Source organism: Micromonospora sp. NPDC002389, from assembly GCF_040296095.1.
GTDB lineage: Bacteria > Actinomycetota > Actinomycetes > Mycobacteriales > Micromonosporaceae > Micromonospora.
The window spans coordinates 154,293-170,701 of record NZ_JBEOWP010000012.1 but is presented as its reverse complement, the minus strand read 5'-3'; the positions used below and the strand labels follow the sequence as shown (position 1 = coordinate 170,701).

Below are 16,409 nucleotides of genomic sequence, written 5' to 3'. Positions count from 1 at the left end.
GGCGACAACCACCGTTGTCGGCCGACGGCCCGGACGCGGTCACCGCACGGTGGGAACGGATCCGATCGTGACCACACGCGCCCACTCCGGCGGGGAGTCCGGCCGGTAGTCCGGGTCTTCTTCGTCCCACCCGATGGCACGGTCGAATCGCCCGACGACGGTGCGGCAGGGCGGCCGCGAGTCCGGCCAGGGCGTCTGCCCGTCGGTCAGCACCACGATGACGTCCGGGCGTGGACTCTGTCGGATCGCGCGGGCGAAACCCGTGCGCAGATCCGTACCCCCACCACCCACCAGCGGGATGTCCTCGGCCCGGCACAGCGAGCGGACGACCTGGGCAGTCGCGTCGCATGGCAGCACGGTGACCAGGTCGCGGCGCCCGCCCACGGCCCGGACGATGGCGGCGACCTCGAGCAGGGCACTGCCCAGTTCGGCATCGCTGACCGAGCCCGAGGTGTCGACGATGACGCAGACCCGTGGCGGCCGCCGCCGCAGCGCCGGCATGACCACACCCGGCACGCCCCCGGAGCGCCGCGACGGCCGACCGTAGGTGTAGTCCTCGCCCACACCCGCCGCGGAGACCGCCGAGCGGAGAGCGGCCCCCAACAGCTCCCGCCACGGCTGTGGTGGATGGAATGCCTGCTCCGCCCACCTTCGCCAGCCCCGGGGAACGTTTCCCGGTCGACCGGTGATGCCCTCGGCTACCCGGAATCGCACGGCGTCGCGCTCCTGCGGGCTGAGCGCGTGGGCGCCGTCCGGTCCGAGATCCCACTCCCGGTGCCGTCCGTCGGCACCGCTGCCGCAGTCCAGCCAGGCCCAGTCCTGGGTACGCGGCCCGAGCCGGAACTGTCGCAGGTAGTCCTCCATCAACTGCCCGTCGGGCAGCCGCAGAAGGCCCGGCTCGACGGCACCCTCGGGACGAGCCAGCCCGTCACCGAAGACGTCGTCGTTGATCTCGCAGTCCGCGGCGATGTTGATCCGCAGCCGTTCCCCCGGTCCGGTCAACTCGCGCGTGTGAGCCACCCGGTCGCCGCGTCCATGGTGGTCACGGAGCAGGTGCGACACCTCGTGCACCCAGACTCCGGCAAGTTCCTCCACGGGGGTCCGGTCCACGAACGCGGGCGAGACGTAACACCGCCAGTGCGGGTCCACCGCCATCGTCGGTACCCACCGCGATTCGACCACGTGCAGGGCGAACAGTGCCGTCGCCAGGTAGGGCCGGACCCGGACGGCGTGCAGCCGTGCGGTGAACAGCTTGTCCCGGTCCAGTGTGCCGGCGGTCACCGGCCGGCCCCTGCGGCGGCCGCGACTCGGGCCGCCGCCTGGTCGGCCCGCCGGGACAGGGACACCACCCCGACGAGCCGGTCCATCGAGGCGGGTACGTCCCAGTCATCCTGACGCAGCCGGGCGAGGGTGGACGCGGGTACGACCACCAGGTCCGGTGCGCCGGTCTCCATCGCCCGGGCCAGCAACTCCCAGGCCGCATCCCAACGGGTCTGCTCCGGACGCCGCCGCACCGCCTCCACCACGGCGTCCAGGACGGCCTGGCACAGGTCGCCTCGCTGCGGCAGGACGGCGGCGCTCGGATCGGCGAGCAGCGACTCGGGGTCCGGCAGGTCCATCCGGTCCAGGCTGGCCAGTAACTCCAGTCCCGGGCCGTCGCCCACGGCGCCTCGGACCAGCATCGACAGGACGTCCCGGGAGGCGTCGGCCGCCGTCGCGAAGGCGACCAGGCGCAGGGTCATCTCCCAGCTGCGGGGCGACGGCCACGGACCACCACGACCGGCCTCATTCGTGGGTAGCCGGTGCACGAGTGCCGGGCGGGTCGACAGGAGGCCGCACACCGCACGACGGGCGAAGGTGACGGCTTCCGAGAGCCGCTGCGGATCAAGTCGGGGCAGCGTCGCCCGGGGCCAGATCCCACCCAGGCCGCGGACGACGACCTGCTGGTCGTGACTCCATTGCAGGTGCACGAAACGGTTGGCCAGTGGTGCGCTCAGTTCCCAGCCGTCGGCGGCCGAGGACCGTGGATTGGCGGCGGCCACGATGCGGACCTCGGGCGGCAGGTGCAGGCTGCCGATCCGCCGTTCGAGCACGAGACGCAGCAGGGCGGCCTGCACGGCCGGCGGGGCGGTGGACAGTTCGTCCAGGAACAGCAGGCCGCGACCGCTGCGTACCAGACGCACGGCCCAGTCCGGCGGGGCCATCGGGATGCCCTGGGTCGCCGGGTCGTCGCCGACGACCGGTAGGCCTGAGAAGTCGGACGGCTCGTGGACGCTGGCGATCACCGTGGTGAGCGGCAGGTCCAGAGCCGCAGCAAGCTGCGTCAGCGCGGCGGTCTTACCGATTCCCGGTTCGCCCCACAGCAGCACCGGCAGGTCGGCGGCCACGGCCAGGGTCAGCGCCTCCAACTGAGGGTCGCTGCCGGTCTCGGTGGTGGTGTCGCGCAGCAGCGCGATCAGATCGGCGGCAACATCGAGTTGGGCCGCAGGCATGGGTTCCACAGGGGTACGAACGGATGGCATGTGAGATCACCTTGAGGTCGTGAAGGGCCGGCCCGAGGCCGGATGGAGGAGGCGGTCCCGCTGGTCAGCGGGCGATAGCGTGACGTGGGTGGGAGCGCCGGGCACGCTTGGGCTGCCAGTCCCGGGCACAGGTGCCAGGTCCGCGTTCGGTCAGCCCGGCGCGGAACAGGCCGTACGTGATCCGGCGTAGTGCGGCGCTGTCCAGTTCCTGCCGTAGCTTCCCGTCGGGTAGGAGCGCGTCCGGCCCGAGCAGCGCCTCGACGGCAGCCAACGCACCGGCGGTGTCGCCGTGATCCAGACGTGCGCGGATGTCGGGAAGAGACTCCGGTCGACGATGCGCTTCGTCGATCACCTGCAGGCACGGCAGTGGGGTGCCGGTCAGGGCGACCAACAGTTCCTCCCGGCGGACTTCCGCTGGGTCATGGTCGAGCGGTGTGAGCACACCGTTCACCAGGCCGATGCGGTGCCAGGCTCCCCGGCATGCCACGAGACGCGTCGCTGCGGCCGGTTCCGGGGACGCCGCAGCGCCTGCCGAGGGATGATCCGGTGCGAGCGCGGCGGCCACCAGCGGGTGCAGCCGGTCGACCTCGATCAGCCCGAGTTGCAGCAACTCCAGGTCAGGCGTCATCCAGGTCGCCGCATGGGGCAACACCGGCAGCCCGGCGACACGACCGGCCCGCGGCGCTCCGACGATGCGTACCGTGGGTGGTCGCAGGTCCGTCCCTGATGGGGCGACGTCCACCAGCAGGCGGCGTCGCGGGCCGAGGCGCAGCGTCACGGCACCGCTGGTGCCGCCCTCGGACCGCAGCAGCAGGGCCGCTTCGGCAGCCCACCGGTGCACCGCGTAGCCGCCCCGCCGTAGCGCGTCCCATGTCGGGTCGGGGCACGTCGGGCGGGCGATGTCGGAGGTTGTCTGTGGGGCACCCGACCGGATCCGTAGCTCGTCGGCCCTGCGTGCGTCCCACAGGTGACGGTGCAGGTCGAGGCGGAACCGACGGTCCGGGCGCGGATGCGGGTGAGAGCAGTCGCGCCCGGCACGGGACCCGACCCACAGCGCCAGACTGATCCGCTGGCCCGCGTCCGCCCAGGCCGGTGGCGTCCGGGCGACGAGGTGCACCGGCTCGGCATCGTCGTGGTGTGCCGGACCGTACCGTGCCAGCGAGACGGTCAGGCCCGGGCGCAGCAGCCCGTCCGGGGCGATCCTCGGCATGTGCCAGCGCAACAGATCAGGTGCGAGGTGCCGGAGATCGGCTCGTATCCGAGCGGCCAGGTCACGGCCGTGACGGCGCATCACGTCGCGCAGGTCCAGGTCGACGTCGACGCGGGCGGCGGCGCATGCACCGGCCCAGTCGCCGACGTGACGACGAGCGGTGGCGGCTTCGATCATGGAGGGCGGTACGGCGTACTCGCGTACGTGCCGCCAGAGGGAGAGGCGGGATTCCGCATTCGCGGCCGGGGAGTGCATCAGCACTCACCTTGCACGAACGGGACCCCCAATCTGCGAGGAGGATTCATCGCAGCGGAGCATAGCGGCCCACCGTAAGCTTCGCCAAGGCCCTGGGTCGACGCGTCCCGTGCATTGCCCGGTCTGGTCAACGTCCAGCCCCGACGCAAGTGGAGCGCCTAATGGTGAGCCCCGCAATCGTGTTCGGCACGGTGCCGCAGGACTACTACGTCCACAACGTGCAGCGCGGAGAGACCCTGCACCGCTCGGCTCCCGAGTCCGTGCAGCGTGAGGTGATCGCTCTCGACGTCGCTGAAGGTGCGCGCGTACTGGAGATCGGCACCGGCACCGGATACTCCGGGGCGCTGCTGGCCGCACTGGCCGGCGCCTCCGGCAGGGTGACCAGCATCGACGTCAGCGATCACCTGGTCGACTGGGCCGATCGGCTGCACCGCCGACAGGGCCTGACCACCATCACCTGCCATGTTTCGGACGGCATGGCCGGCTACCCGCCGCGCGCCCCCTACCAGCGGATCGTAGCCTGGTGCACGCCGCCACGTCTGCCTCGCGCCTGGGTGGACCAGCTAGCTCCCGACGGCCGGATCGTGACCTGCCTACCGACCGCCGCGCAACCATCCACGACACTGATCACGACCATCACGCTCATCGCGGGACAACCGCGCGTCGACACGGCGATCTTCGGCGGCTACGCCCAGAGCACCACGACGGCAGTGGAAGACGCGCTGACCATTCCCGGACGCTGGGTGGACCACATCCACCGCCGGTCCCCGCCCGCATGGATTTCCATCGGCTGGCGCGGGCGCGACGACCAGCAGCACACCGGCGCCCGCAACGCGCTACAGCTACTCCTGCACCCCGGGTACACCGAGACGTACGCCGGACGGCCGCTGGACTGGCCGTCCTGGACGACCTACACGGTCACTGTCGGCGGCGATCACCGCACCGTCGCGGCCCTGCACGACGGCATCCGCGGCATCGGCCACACCAGCGCCTCCTCGGCCGCCATGATCCGCACCGATTCCACCATCATCGCCGACAGCCCGCACTCCCCTTCCCTGACCGCGGTACGCAGCTGGCTCGACCAGTGGGAACACGCCGGCCGTCCCGCCGCGACCTGGTACGAGCCCACCCTCACACCGAGCACCGACGACGACCTTCCCGGCTGGGATCTCATCGTCCGTCCTCGAAGCTTCACCGCCGGCTGACCGAGCCGACGCCTTGCTTCGTCCGACCGACAGCAGTCGTGCGGATCTCGTGGTCGACCCCACACCAGCCAGGGCTTCCTAGGAAGTCATCCTGATCGCAGTGGACGCTGAGCACATGTCACTGCTGCCCCTCGCCGACGTCTGATGTGGCGCACCAGCGTGACCCGGCCACGAACCGGCGCCTCAGCTTCGAGCGTCCCCGTGTGTCGTCGCGTGGCAGGGTCCGGTCAGCAGCCCAACGGCCGGTCGTCGTGCGGACGCCGAGGTCGCTCCAGTTCGTGGAGCGGATGCGCGCGGCGGCGGCGAATGCGATGAGACCGGCGACACCCGAGAGTGCGGCCAGAATGAGGCCGGACGTGACCGGGCTGAGCCCGTCGGCGGCTCCGGTCCGGTCGAGGGTGATGGGGAGGCCGTAGCCGACCAGCGCCATCACGGCCAGCCCGACGAGGATCTCCGGCCATCCCGGCCGCTTCGTCTCCACCAGCGTGTCCACGGCCAAGGCCGAAACCTCCATTGTGATCCTCACCCTGAGCCGAGGCACATAGTTGCCGCTGTTGTCAGGGCCCAAACCAAACAATTGATGAACTTCTCTTCACCTCCGCCTGCGATTCACCAGTCGGCGACGACAGGTCGGCGCGGCCTCGTTTGATGTGCCAGGATCCTGCTGTGGTGGGGATTGAGATCGTGACGGGTGACATCACCAGAGAGCAGGTGGACGCCATCGTCACGGCCGCGAACGAGTCACTGCTCGGCGGCGGTGGTGTCGACGGCGCGATCCACCGCGCTGCCGGGCCTCGCCTGGCGCAGGCCGGGGGTGCGATCGGCCCCTGCGAGCCGGGAGACGCGATGCCGACTCCGGCGTTCGACCTCGACCCACCGGTACGGCACATCATCCACACCGTCGGGCCGATCTGGGAGGGCGGCGATCACGGTGAAGCAGACGTTCTGGCCTCCTGCTACCGCCGAAGTCTGCAGGTCGCCGACGAGCTCGATGCCCGGACCGTCGCCTTCCCGGCCATCGCCACCGGCGTGTACGGCTTTCCTCCCGACCAGGCTGCCCGGATCGCGGTAGCAACGATCAGGTCCGCTTCGACAGACGTGCAACGGGTACGACTCGTCGCGTTCGACGACGACTCCCGCAAGCATCTGGAAGCCGCAGTGGCTGCCACTGCCTGACCCGTCCGGCAGCCACGGTGCCCCGCCAGACCGGTGCCCCGCGCTGTCCGGGTGCTACCGTGCCCACGGCCCGGCCGTGGTCCACCGGTGGCCCGGCGGGCTCATCCGCCGGACCACGGGGCGGGTCACGGGGTCCAGACCACGTGCGGGTTGACGCGTCCGGTCCAGTCGAAGACGGCCATGTTGTCCCAACCGTTGCCGGTGCCGTTGATGTCCGCCGGGTCCCAGCCGTTGCCCCGGATCGCGTACCAGGTCGGCTCCCAGTAGAAGACGCCCACGCCGCCAGCGTTGCGCACGGTGTTCTGGACCCAGGTGAACTGTTGTGCCTGCCCGGCCCAGGTGGCCGGGATGTTGTCGCACAGCACGGTGCCGGGGATCGCGTTCCCCTGGTGGTCGGCGTCGGCCGTGGTGAACTGGTACGCGGTCTCGGCGAGCACCACCGGCTTGCCGTAGCGGGACTTCACGTCGACGATCACGTTGTACAGGTTCGCCAGGGAACCGTGCCACATGCAGTAGTAGGACAGGGCGGTGACGTCCCAGGTGACGCCCTGTGCCCGGATGCCGTCGTAGAACCAGCGGGCGTTGGCGAAGCTGTCGGCGTTGGCGGTGTGGATCCACACCTGGGTGCCGCTGTTGCACGCCTTGGTGGCGTGGTAACCCTGCTTGAGCAGGCTCGCCAGCGGGGCGAAGTTGTTGTTGACGACCCGCCCGGTCGGCCACAGCATGCCCACGTTGATCTCGTTGCCGATCTGCACCGCGTCCGGGGTGGTGCCCTGTGCCTTCAGGGCGCTGCACACGTCGTGGGTGTAGGTGTAGACGTCGGTCTGCAACTGGCTGAGCGAGTGGTTGGCCCAGGCCGCGGGCGGATACTGCTTGCCGGGGTCGGCCCAGGTGTCCGAGTAGTGGAAGTCGATCAGGAGCTTGAAGCCCTTCGCCTTGATCGTCCTGGCCTGCTGGAGCACCTTCGCCTTGTTGTTGTAGCCGCTGGCCGGGTTGTTCCAGACGCGCAGCCGCAGGTAGTTGACGCCCTTGGCGGCGAGGATGTCGTAGGGGTCGGCCTGGGTGCCGGAGGCGTTGTAGTAGCGCGCGCCGAGGTCCAGGCTGCGTTGCAGCGACGAGACGTCGGCGCCGCGCATGGTGAGGGTGGTGGCCGCCTGCGCGGGGGCGGTCAGGGCCAGCGGGGCGGCGAGGACGACGACCGCCAGGACGGCCCGGAGGGACGGTTTCATGGCGCTCCTTCACATGGAGGATGCGATGCCCGCCCGGGAGCGGGCACGTCCGGCGGAACTACCGGACGGCTCGGGGACCAGGTGAGGTGGTGGTGGGCGCGCCGGCGGACCGTGGTGAGAGGTGGGTCCAGTGTGGCAGCCAACCGGCCATGTGTCGACGCACATCGATACGCTGGCTGGCGGTACGGGTCAGTGCTCGTGCTCCGCGGCGAGATCCGCGTTCGCGGCGGCACCTCGTAGTGTGACGAGGGCCCAGATCGCGGCGAGAACCATGATGGCTGCGCCGATCGCGCCGGTGACGGTGATCGCGTCGGTGAACGCGGTCGTCGCGACGTCGAGGATGGCGGCTCCGGTGCGGCCGTCGACCTCGCCGGCGACCAGCAGCGCCTCGGCCATCGTCGAGGACGCCCGTTCGGCCAGGGACGCCGGCAGGTGCAGCGCCTCGGTGCCGGCGGTGAACGCCCTGGTGTACCAGGCGACGAGCATCCCACCCAGCACGGCCGTGCCCAGCGTCGTGCCGACCTCGTACGCGGTCTCCGAGGTCGCGGCGGCCTGTCCGGCTCGTTCGGGCTTGATGGAACTCATGATGATGTCGTTGCTGAGCGTCAGTCCGACACCCGCGCCGAGTGAGACCAGTGCGAGGGAGGTGGCGACCAGGGCGGGGCTCGATGTCGGTGCCAGGAAGGTGGTCAGCCCGAAACCGGTGGCGGCGATCAGGAGTCCGGCCGCGATGACGTACGCGGGAAGGATGCGCTTGACCAGAGTCGCCGCGACGAATCCGGCGGTGCCGGCGAGGAGCGCCTGGGGTATGAGCCAGACGGACGCCTGGAGTGGATTGAGGCCGAGCACGAGTTGGAGGTGCTGGACGAGCGCGACCAGCGCGCCGACCATCGCGAAGATCGACAGCAGATCTCCGATGACGGCGCCCCGGAAGTGCCGCACCCCGAACAGCCGGACCTCCATGAGCGGCGTCGGCAGGGTGAGCTGCCTGCGCACGAACTGGACGACCGCGATCAGGCCGACGACGAGGGCCGCCACCGCCAGACCGGTGTCCTTGCCGCCGGCCAGGGTCTTGACGGCGTAAACCACGCCGACCATGCCCACCAGGGAGAGTCCGACGCTGGGCAGGTCGATCCTGTGCAGCGCGGGGTTGCGACTCTCGGGCAGCAGGAGCGGACCGACGATCACGAGGAGCAGCATCACGGGGATGTTCATCAGGAACGCGGCCTGCCAACTGAATGCCTCGATGACCCAGCCACCGAGGATCGGCCCGACCGCCGCACCGACTGACGCCATCGCGCCCCACACGGCCATCGCGTAACGACGCTGCTGCCGGTCGAGGAACATGTTGCGTACCAACGACAGCGTCGAGGGCATCATGATCGCACCGCCCACGCCCAGGAGAGCGCGGGCGCCGATCAGCATCCATGGCGCTGTGGCCAGCGCGCCGGCAACGGAGGCGATCGCGAAGACGACCGCGCCGATGAGCAGGTTGCGTCGTCGGCCGAAACGATCACCCACGGTGCTCATCGCCACGAGCAGACCGGCGAGGACGAGTGAGTAGATGTCGATCATCCAGAGCTGCTCGATGCCGGTGGGGCTCAGGTCGGCGGAGATCGCGGGCAGCCCCAGGATCAGGACGGTGCCGTCGATCGTGATCAGAAGCAGGGGCAGGACGAGAACGGCGAGGCCGAGCCAGGTCCTGGTGGTGGCCTTGGGAGGGGCGTCAATCATCACGATTCCTCGTCAGCAGTCGGCGGGGCGGTGATCTCCGCTCAAGTTACCGTCCAGATGGTCGGTTAGACAACACGGATGGCCTGTTGAGCCGGGTGATCGTGCGGTCAGGTTCGACACGTCACCTGTCCGCCAGCCCTCTCGCCACGCAAAGAGGTCCGCTGCGCCAGCCGGCGCAGCGGACCCGAAGGAGTAGACAGAAAGTCAGATGGGTGCGGGGAAGGTGCCGTCGGTGGCGAGGTCGAGCAGGAGCCGGCGCGCAGTCGCGATGCTCGCTTCATCCTCTTCCCCGTGCAGGACCGCGAGCGCGACACCCTCAGCGGCTCGACGCACGAGCTGGATCCGCTCGGCACTCAGCCCGTCGGCGGCGAACTGCTCGCTCCACCACACACCACGCTCGCGCACCACTGCGGCAACCCCGGGGATCGCGTACAGGCCGTTCCAGATCGGCGCCGACGTGACGTCGCGCGCCGCCACCGCGTCGGCGCTCCCGGCGCAGAGTGCGCGGACGTAGGCACGGAGCATCTTGCCGGGGTAGTTCTCCGACAGGTCGAGGTGGCCGAGGACCGCCTCCCCGAAGCGTTCGTACATGTCCTCCACCACGGCGATCACCAACTGCTCCCGACTGCCGAAGTGGTGGATCAGGCCGCTCTTCGACACGCCGGCGGCCGAGGCGACCTGCGCCAGGGTGATGGCGTCGCCTCTCTCCAGGAGCATCGGAGTGGCCGCGTCGAGCACCGCCCGCCGGGTGCGCTCGGCGTTCCGCGTCTGCCGCCCCTCAGTCACCGGCACACCCACCCTCGACCCCGCTACCGACCATTTGGGCGACAGTACAGCACAAGCGGACAGTCAAGCGGTTCGCTGAGGCGCCAGAACGCGATCTTCACACGACGGACTGGCGGCACTGGTGGTGATCGCCGGATCCGACCACCACCCCACCCTCGATCGCCGCCTGCATCAAACCGCTGAGCTGGCGCAACGCCACCTGACTTACCCGGCGAACGCTTGTGTCAGGGCGCTAGCGGTGACGTTGGCGCGGTGGTAGGAATCGGCTCAGTGTGGTGGCTGTCCCAAACCCACTCCTCCGTCCCATAGGCCACCAGGGTGCTGCATCGGTGGCGCAGAAAGTCGACGTCCCTGTTGAAGGGCGGGCCGCCGGGATGCGGAGTACGCGCCTCCAAGGCGGCGTCCACGTTGTAGACGAATGAGTCGGCCAGCCGGTAGTCACGGCGAAACTCCGTGCTCCACTGCGAATTGCTGCCCCACCCCTGGGACAAGTCGACCACCGGCCTATGCCGCCGCCACCACGCCCAGTACAACGGCGAGGTCGTGGCAAGCACGGGGTCAATCCGGTGGGCCCCGGCACGGACGCGCACGCCAGCACGGACGAACAGCATCGATCCGATGAGGCAACCGGGCCACCACTGCGCGACGAGCTCGGGTCCCGCCTGTGGATCGTCGGCCGACTCGACCTCGACGATCTCGTGCAGGAAGGGATGAAACTCCTCCTGCTTTGGAAATGTCCCGCCGATCGCTGCGACGAACTCGCGGTACGCCGAGGCCGGCAGTCGGTCTCCAGGATTGTCAGCGCCGACGGCGGGCGGCTGGCTGGACAGAAGAAGCACTTCGGCAACCCGGCTCAGCGCGTACAACGCGCACAGGTCATTGGAATCCAACGTGACGGCAGCCATTCGCGCCTCGCCGACCTGCCGGAGAGCATCCAGGATCGCGGAGTTGTCAGCCGCCCAGGGATCGAGGACGTCCCACCGCCATGCGCTGCCCTCGTACCACACGGTCGGCTCGAAGAGACCGAACCTGATTACCCTTAGCGCATCCTCCGGGAACACCCTCTCGACTGTCACCTGCAGCAGTCTGCCGACCGGCCAGAAGCGTGTCGAGCGAGATTCATCCGCTGTGCTCATTCGACCTGAAAGCGTCAATCTGAACCTGGCGCAGGAATAGCGAGGTCGGTCTGGTGTGGGGGCGCCGCCCCCACGGGGCGGCCGAGACCACCTCGGTGCTGGCCGGGTTCCCGCGCGTGCTCATGCGGCTCGACCTGCGCTGACATCGACAGCCCCGGACGACTCCACCACGGGTACCGGCTCTGGCCGACCGGGCGCGCGGCCTCCATCAGCGGGTGGTGATGCGGGCCATGGTGCCGTTCTCGAGGGCGCTCCACAGCGCGCCGTCGGGTCCGAGAGTGCTGCCGTGTGGCTCGGAGCGCGGGGAACGGCGCACCCTGGCGAGTTCGGGCGGGTGTCTTGCCGGGGTGCGCCGCCCGGACTTGTCGCGCCACACCTGTGGTGTTAGCTTTACACCCGTAAGGCATCTCTTACATATGGAGGCGGATGATGACAGTGGCCCAGCCGACCGGCGACGAGCTGGTCGAGATGCTGGCCGCACTCGCCAATCCGCTCCGACTGCGGATCATGGCGAAACTCGCCGGTGGTCGTGACTACGTGAGCCACCTGGCGCGCGAGATCGGCGTGAGCCGACCCCTGTTGCACATGCACCTGCAACGGCTGGAAGCCGCCGGCCTGATCACCGGCAGCCTGGAACTGTCCGACGACGGCAAGGCCATGAAGTACTACGAGGTCACCGAGTTCGACCTGCACCTGACCGCGTCGGCGCTCGTCGCCGCCGCACAGACCCTCACCAGCTCCGAACCCACGACGGGTCCGGCACCGAAGGAGCGCTCCCGATGACACAGACCTGGCCCGAGACGGTCCTCGTACTCGGTCTGCTGCTGTTCGCCTTCCTGATCCTCGGCGGCACCGCCGCCACCGTCCTCGAATTCCGCAAGAACCGGATCGACGCCCAGCGCGACGAGGAGCTGCGGCAGCTCGTGGGCCGGTACGAGAAGCTGGCCGAGAACACGTTGGACGCCCAGCAGCGGGTGGCCGCCGACGTCTCCGAGCTGCGGACCCGCACCGCCTCCATCGAGCAGATCCTGCGGACCGTGGAATGAGCGCGGCGGCCACCATGAAGGCCATCACCCAGGAGCGTTACGGCACCCCGGACACTCTGGCCCTGCGCGACGTCGCGCGGCCCGAACCCGGCAAGGACCACGTCCTGGTACGGGTCCGGGCCGCCGGCATCCACCGGGGCGACCGGATCCTGCTCGCCGGACGGCCGTACGCGGTCCGCGTCGTCGGACCCCGCGCGCCGAGACACCGGGTCGCGGGCACCGAGGGCGCCGGTGAGGTGCATGCCGTCGGCAGCGCCGTCACCGAGTTCGCACCGGGTGACGAGGTGCTCGGCTGGGGCACCGGCCTGTACGCCGAGTTCGCCTCGATCCCGGCGAAGAACCTCGTACCGAAGCCGGCAACGCTCACGTTCGCGCAGGCCGCCGCCGTACCGGTCTCCGGCATGACCGCCCTGCAGGCCCTCAACGGCCGGACCCGACCCCGACCCGGGCAGCGGGTCCTCGTCATCGGCGCCGCCGGCGGAGTCGGCACCTTCGCCGTCCAGATCGCCAGGGCGTACGGAGCCGAGGTGACCGGCGTGGGCAGCTCCACCAAGGTCGATCTGATCCGGTCGCTCGGCGCCGACCACGTCATCGACTACACCCGCGAGGACGTCACCCAGAGTCGACAGCGCTTCGACGTCATCGTCGACCTGATCGGTGACCACCCGGTGAACCGGCTCCGCCGACTCCTCACCCCGACCGGAACGCTCGTCCTGGTCGGGGTGGAGAACGGTGGTCCACTGCTGGGCGGGTTCGAACGCAACCTCACCACGATGCTGACCGCGCCCTTCCTGCGGCGGCGTCCGGTACGACCACTCTCGTCGATCGGCCGGAAGGCCGACCTGCTGGCGCTGACGCACCTCGTCGACGCGGGCAGTCTCGCGCCGGTCGTCGACCGTACGTATCCGCTCGGGCAGACCGCCGAGGCATTCCAGTACCTCGCCGACGCGCACGCACGCGGCAAGGTGGTCATCACCCTGTGAGGCGTCGGCCAGTCCGTCCAGAGGCGCAGTCGGCCCCTCGATCCTGACAGCGCCTTCGGACGACTACGACCCGGCCATCGCGTTCTTCACCGACGTGCTGGGCTTCGACCTGGTGGAGGACTCACCGTCGCTGACCAACGACGGACGACCCAAGCGGTGGGTCGTGGTAAGGCCACCCGGCGCGCAGACCGCGATCCTGCTCGCCCGCGCCGACGGGGAGCACCAGCGCGCTGCCGTGGGTGACCAGGCCGCCGGGCCGGTCGGCTTCTTCCTCCGAGTCGACGACTTCGACGCCTCGTACGCCCGGATGGTCGATGCCGGGGTCACCTTCGTCCGCGAGCCGCGGACCGAGCCCTACGGACGCGTCGCGGTCTTCCTGGACATCGCCGGCAACCGCTGGGACTTGCTCGGTTGACGGCCTCCGCCCACGTGGCAGCGACGAGCTACCGGCTCATGGCGCGGGCCGGAGTCGCCCTGCGCTTGAGTCCGAACAGCGGGCGGATCCAGCAGACCCGTCGGATCAGCAGTTCGTGCAGCACCGCGCACCCGAGCAGGGTGCCGAGAAGGATCACCGACGCCTCGATCCACAGAGACACGGTGCTGCCGAGGAACGCGTACCCCAGGACGACGGTGATGCTCTGATGCAGGATGTACCACGGCAACACCGCCTCGGTGGCGTACGTCAGCGCCCGTGACGGCCGTGCCAGGAACCGCTGCGCCAGACCCAGCACCGAGGCGATGACCGCCCAGGCATAGACCTCCTGCGTCACCGTGAACAGTGTCCCCGACCTGCCGGTGTCGACGCCGCTGGACAGCGACAGCGCTGCGCCCAGACCGACTGCGATCAGCAGCGCCGGCACCAGACAGGCCCGGATCGCCGACCAGAACGTCGCACTCTTGGCCGCGAACCACCCGAGCAGCACCATGGTGAGGCTGTGCGCGTGGGTGGCCCAGTCGTTGATCATCATGTGCGTCGGCGGGAAGGCAGGATCGAGAACGATCGCGTAGGTCATGGCGGGTAGCGCCGGCACCACCAGTACCAGCCACGGATTGCGTCTGAGCACCGTTGCCGCCGCCGGGCCCATCCTGGCGCGTACCCGGCTCATCCGCGTGTGGCAGGCCGCCAGCAGCAGGCTGTAGACCAGCACGTAGGCGAGGAACCAGAGATGGTTCCAGGTCGGGGTGACCACGGAGAAGGACTCGAAAGGCGAAAGGTATCGGGGAAAGAACCCGAGCAGTCCGGGCTCGATCTCGCCCTTGGCGCGCAGTTCCACGTAGGCCTGCGGCATGACCACCACGAGCATGCCGAATCCCAGGGGAAGCAGCAGCCGGTCGATCCGGTCCGAGGCCACCGCGCGCGGCCCTCGGGAGTCGAGCAGGAATCGCAGCGCCACCCCGGAGATGAAGAACAGCAACGCCAGCCGCCATGGATTGACCAGGGACATCAGCGGTTCGAGATACGGCGACATGTGGTCGCTCTTCACGTGCCAATCCCACGTGACATAGAACATTCCCACGTGATAGAGGATGAGGGTGGCGAAGGCCAGGACGCGCAACCAGTCCAGGTCATGACGACGGGGGGATCTGGTGGGGGTCATCGCATCGCAACTTTCCAACGGGGGTCGCATTACCTCGGGTCGCACCTCGCACGCTAGGCACACCGACCGAGGGGTCGAAAGCCGGCGGGGACGGGCGGCGGACGGCCGGGACCGGTGGCGGACTCGCACCGCCGGTCAGGGACGAGTGGTGCAGCACGACGATCTTCCCGATGCCGCGCAGTGGCGGCCCCTTCGGTGAGCACGGACCACGAGCTGGAGCGTCGGACCTGGGTACGCGTCGCGCTGATCTGTGTCGTGACGTTCCCGTTGGTGGCGGCGGTCAACGCGATGACACTCGTCACCGATGCTCGGCGTTCCACCGGTGATGTCCAGTGGGCTGAACCGTGGTTGCTGGAAATGACCAGCGTGGTCGGGGCCTTGCTGCTCGTTCCCGCCGTCGCCGCCCTGGAACGCCGCGTCCCCTTGGTGTCGGGAATGACGCTGCGGCACGGCGCAGTGCTGCTCGCGGCGAGCGTGCCGTTCTCATTGGCCCATGTCGGAATCATGGTTGGTTTACGCACGGTCCTGATTCCCCTGGCAACCGGTAAGGCGTACGCATTCTTCGTCGACCCGCTGACCGATCTGCTCTACGAGTACCGCAAGGACCTGTTTCTCTTCGTCGTCATCACCGGGCTCCTGACGCTCTCCCGTCAGATCGAACTCGGGCGCCAGGAGACGGCGGCGGCACGGGCCGACGCACGCGAGAGCGGCCGACTCACCCTGAAATCCCAGGGCCACACGATCCACCTGCGTGCCCGGGACTTCTCCTGGGCACAGGCCAGCGGCAACTACGTCGACGTCATGGCCGCCGGGAAGTCCTACCTGCCGCGGACAACGCTCAACGATCTCGAACAGCAACTGCACAGCGCCAAGGTCGACGTGGTCCGCGTCCACCGCTCACGGCTGGTCAACCGGGAACAGATCACCGAGGTGCGTCCGACACGCAGCGGCGACGTGGAGATCCACCTTGCCGACGGTACGACTGTCAAGGGTTCCCGGCGTTACCGCGACCGGCTGTCCCTGCCCGACAACGCACCCCCGCAGTAGCGTGGCTACGCGTCCGGGAAGTCGGCCAGCTCTTTCACCGCTGTCTCCAACGCCACGTCGATGCCGTGTTCGATCATCTGCTGGTAGGCCGGGTCGCCGGTTGTTGCGGTGTGTCGGACGCCCTGGGCGGAGGCGCTGACGCGGTCGCGGACGACGTCGATGAACTGGCCGACCGAGCCGTCCCATCCGTAGGTGTCCAGGAACAGCCGTACCCGTCGTGGCCGGTCCGCGAAGGCTCGGCCCACCCTGCGGCCAATCGCGGAGTGTCGAGACTGACGGCGTACGTGGCATGGATGGCAGTCGTCTCGTAGGCACGAGGCGGGGCCAGCATGCTCCGGCGCAGGTTCACACCTCGGCCGCAAGATCATGCTCGATCCGGGATCGAGTGGTATCCAAGCGCCGCGATAGCCACTCGATCCCGGATCGAGCGATGCTGTACTCGCAAGAGCGCGCCCGCTTCTCGGAGGCTGGGCCTGCTCGCC

17 protein-coding genes are annotated in these 16,409 nt (G+C 69.4%); 7 read left to right on the top strand and 10 right to left on the bottom strand.

The genetic code is table 11. From position 1 onward, the window contains the following. Positions 1–39: 39 nt before the first annotated feature. The 3 genes from ABT008_RS22850 to ABT008_RS22840 form a co-directional block, all read right to left on the bottom strand. Positions 40–1,281: a vWA domain-containing protein gene (locus tag ABT008_RS22850; RefSeq protein ID WP_350698253.1), complete on the bottom strand. Its 1,242-nt coding sequence runs from the start codon at positions 1,279–1,281 to the stop codon at positions 40–42. Next, entirely contained in the window at positions 1,278–2,522 is a 1,245-nt protein-coding gene (locus tag ABT008_RS22845; RefSeq protein ID WP_350698252.1) for an AAA family ATPase, read from the bottom strand. Before ABT008_RS22845 ends, ABT008_RS22850 begins: the two co-directional genes overlap by 4 nt. Before the next feature lie 64 nt (positions 2,523–2,586). Further along, positions 2,587–3,987 (bottom strand): hypothetical protein, encoded by a 1,401-nt coding sequence (locus ABT008_RS22840; RefSeq protein WP_350698251.1) that lies wholly within the window; start codon positions 3,985–3,987, stop codon positions 2,587–2,589. A gap of 161 nt (positions 3,988–4,148) precedes the next feature. Between ABT008_RS22840 and ABT008_RS22835 the strand changes: the two genes are divergently transcribed. Beyond that, on the top strand, positions 4,149–5,192 hold the full coding sequence (locus tag ABT008_RS22835; RefSeq protein WP_350698250.1) for a protein-L-isoaspartate O-methyltransferase family protein: 1,044 nt from the start codon (positions 4,149–4,151) through the stop codon (positions 5,190–5,192). 118 nt (positions 5,193–5,310) lie between these two features. Here ABT008_RS22835 and ABT008_RS22830 read toward each other — a convergent pair whose 3' ends face one another. Next, positions 5,311–5,706: a hypothetical protein gene (locus tag ABT008_RS22830; protein WP_350698249.1), complete on the bottom strand. Its 396-nt coding sequence runs from the start codon at positions 5,704–5,706 to the stop codon at positions 5,311–5,313. A gap of 152 nt (positions 5,707–5,858) precedes the next feature. Here ABT008_RS22830 and ABT008_RS22825 point away from each other — a divergent pair, with 152 nt between their 5' ends. Further along, entirely contained in the window at positions 5,859–6,368 is a 510-nt protein-coding gene (locus ABT008_RS22825; protein ID WP_350698280.1) for an O-acetyl-ADP-ribose deacetylase, read from the top strand. 125 nt (positions 6,369–6,493) lie between these two features. On the opposite strand, the gene ABT008_RS22820 is transcribed toward ABT008_RS22825, so the two are convergent. The 4 genes from ABT008_RS22820 to ABT008_RS22805 form a co-directional block, all read right to left on the bottom strand. Then, complete coding sequence (locus ABT008_RS22820) at positions 6,494–7,597, bottom strand: glycoside hydrolase family 53 protein (protein WP_350698248.1); 1,104 nt, start codon at positions 7,595–7,597, stop codon at positions 6,494–6,496. Positions 7,598–7,786: 189 nt separating this feature from the next. Then, on the bottom strand, positions 7,787–9,331 hold the full coding sequence (locus tag ABT008_RS22815; RefSeq protein WP_350698247.1) for an MFS transporter: 1,545 nt from the start codon (positions 9,329–9,331) through the stop codon (positions 7,787–7,789). 204 nt (positions 9,332–9,535) lie between these two features. Further along, entirely contained in the window at positions 9,536–10,117 is a 582-nt protein-coding gene (locus ABT008_RS22810) for a TetR/AcrR family transcriptional regulator (RefSeq protein ID WP_350698246.1), read from the bottom strand. Positions 10,118–10,341: 224 nt separating this feature from the next. Beyond that, a complete protein-coding gene (locus tag ABT008_RS22805; RefSeq protein ID WP_350698245.1) occupies positions 10,342–11,193 on the bottom strand; it encodes a hypothetical protein in 852 nt (283 codons plus the stop codon). A 489-nt stretch (positions 11,194–11,682) separates the two neighbouring features. Between ABT008_RS22805 and ABT008_RS22800 the strand changes: the two genes are divergently transcribed. From ABT008_RS22800 to ABT008_RS22785, 4 genes are read left to right on the top strand one after another with little or no spacing between them, the layout of a single operon-like run. Further along, positions 11,683–12,036 carry an ArsR/SmtB family transcription factor gene (locus tag ABT008_RS22800; RefSeq protein ID WP_350698244.1) on the top strand — a complete coding sequence of 118 codons (354 nt, stop codon included), beginning with the start codon at positions 11,683–11,685 and terminating at the stop codon, positions 12,034–12,036. Then, on the top strand, positions 12,033–12,299 hold the full coding sequence (locus ABT008_RS22795) for a hypothetical protein (RefSeq protein WP_350698243.1): 267 nt from the start codon (positions 12,033–12,035) through the stop codon (positions 12,297–12,299). The genes ABT008_RS22800 and ABT008_RS22795 overlap by 4 nt, the downstream gene beginning before the upstream one ends. Beyond that, positions 12,296–13,282, top strand: coding sequence for an NAD(P)-dependent alcohol dehydrogenase (locus ABT008_RS22790; protein ID WP_350698242.1), 987 nt, complete (start codon positions 12,296–12,298; stop codon positions 13,280–13,282). The genes ABT008_RS22795 and ABT008_RS22790 overlap by 4 nt, the downstream gene beginning before the upstream one ends. Positions 13,283–13,322: 40 nt before the next feature. Then, a complete protein-coding gene (locus tag ABT008_RS22785) occupies positions 13,323–13,697 on the top strand; it encodes a VOC family protein (RefSeq protein WP_350698279.1) in 375 nt (124 codons plus the stop codon). A gap of 28 nt (positions 13,698–13,725) precedes the next feature. Here the strand turns inward: ABT008_RS22785 and ABT008_RS22780 are convergent, their stop codons facing one another. Continuing rightward, a complete protein-coding gene (locus tag ABT008_RS22780) occupies positions 13,726–14,880 on the bottom strand; it encodes an acyltransferase family protein (protein ID WP_350698241.1) in 1,155 nt (384 codons plus the stop codon). A 195-nt stretch (positions 14,881–15,075) separates the two neighbouring features. On the opposite strand from ABT008_RS22780, the gene ABT008_RS22775 reads away from it, so the two are divergent. Beyond that, positions 15,076–15,927, top strand: coding sequence for a LytTR family DNA-binding domain-containing protein (locus tag ABT008_RS22775; RefSeq protein ID WP_350698240.1), 852 nt, complete (start codon positions 15,076–15,078; stop codon positions 15,925–15,927). Positions 15,928–15,932: 5 nt separating this feature from the next. Here ABT008_RS22775 and ABT008_RS22770 read toward each other — a convergent pair whose 3' ends face one another. After that, complete coding sequence (locus ABT008_RS22770) at positions 15,933–16,172, bottom strand: hypothetical protein (RefSeq protein ID WP_350698239.1); 240 nt, start codon at positions 16,170–16,172, stop codon at positions 15,933–15,935. Between the last annotated feature and the right edge of the window lie 237 nt (positions 16,173–16,409).

Coding starts and splice junctions, on each gene's coding strand:
- ABT008_RS22845 (WP_350698252.1), bottom strand. CDS start 2,522: ATGCCATCCGTTCGTACCCCTGTGGAACCCATGCCTGCGGCCCAACTC.
- ABT008_RS22840 (WP_350698251.1), bottom strand. CDS start 3,987: ATGCACTCCCCGGCCGCGAATGCGGAATCCCGCCTCTCCCTCTGGCGG.
- ABT008_RS22835 (WP_350698250.1), top strand. CDS start 4,149: ATGGTGAGCCCCGCAATCGTGTTCGGCACGGTGCCGCAGGACTACTAC.
- ABT008_RS22830 (WP_350698249.1), bottom strand. CDS start 5,706: ATGGAGGTTTCGGCCTTGGCCGTGGACACGCTGGTGGAGACGAAGCGG.
- ABT008_RS22820 (WP_350698248.1), bottom strand. CDS start 7,597: ATGAAACCGTCCCTCCGGGCCGTCCTGGCGGTCGTCGTCCTCGCCGCC.
- ABT008_RS22815 (WP_350698247.1), bottom strand. CDS start 9,331: ATGATTGACGCCCCTCCCAAGGCCACCACCAGGACCTGGCTCGGCCTC.
- ABT008_RS22800 (WP_350698244.1), top strand. CDS start 11,683: ATGACAGTGGCCCAGCCGACCGGCGACGAGCTGGTCGAGATGCTGGCC.
- ABT008_RS22795 (WP_350698243.1), top strand. CDS start 12,033: ATGACACAGACCTGGCCCGAGACGGTCCTCGTACTCGGTCTGCTGCTG.
- ABT008_RS22790 (WP_350698242.1), top strand. CDS start 12,296: ATGAGCGCGGCGGCCACCATGAAGGCCATCACCCAGGAGCGTTACGGC.
- ABT008_RS22780 (WP_350698241.1), bottom strand. CDS start 14,880: ATGACCCCCACCAGATCCCCCCGTCGTCATGACCTGGACTGGTTGCGC.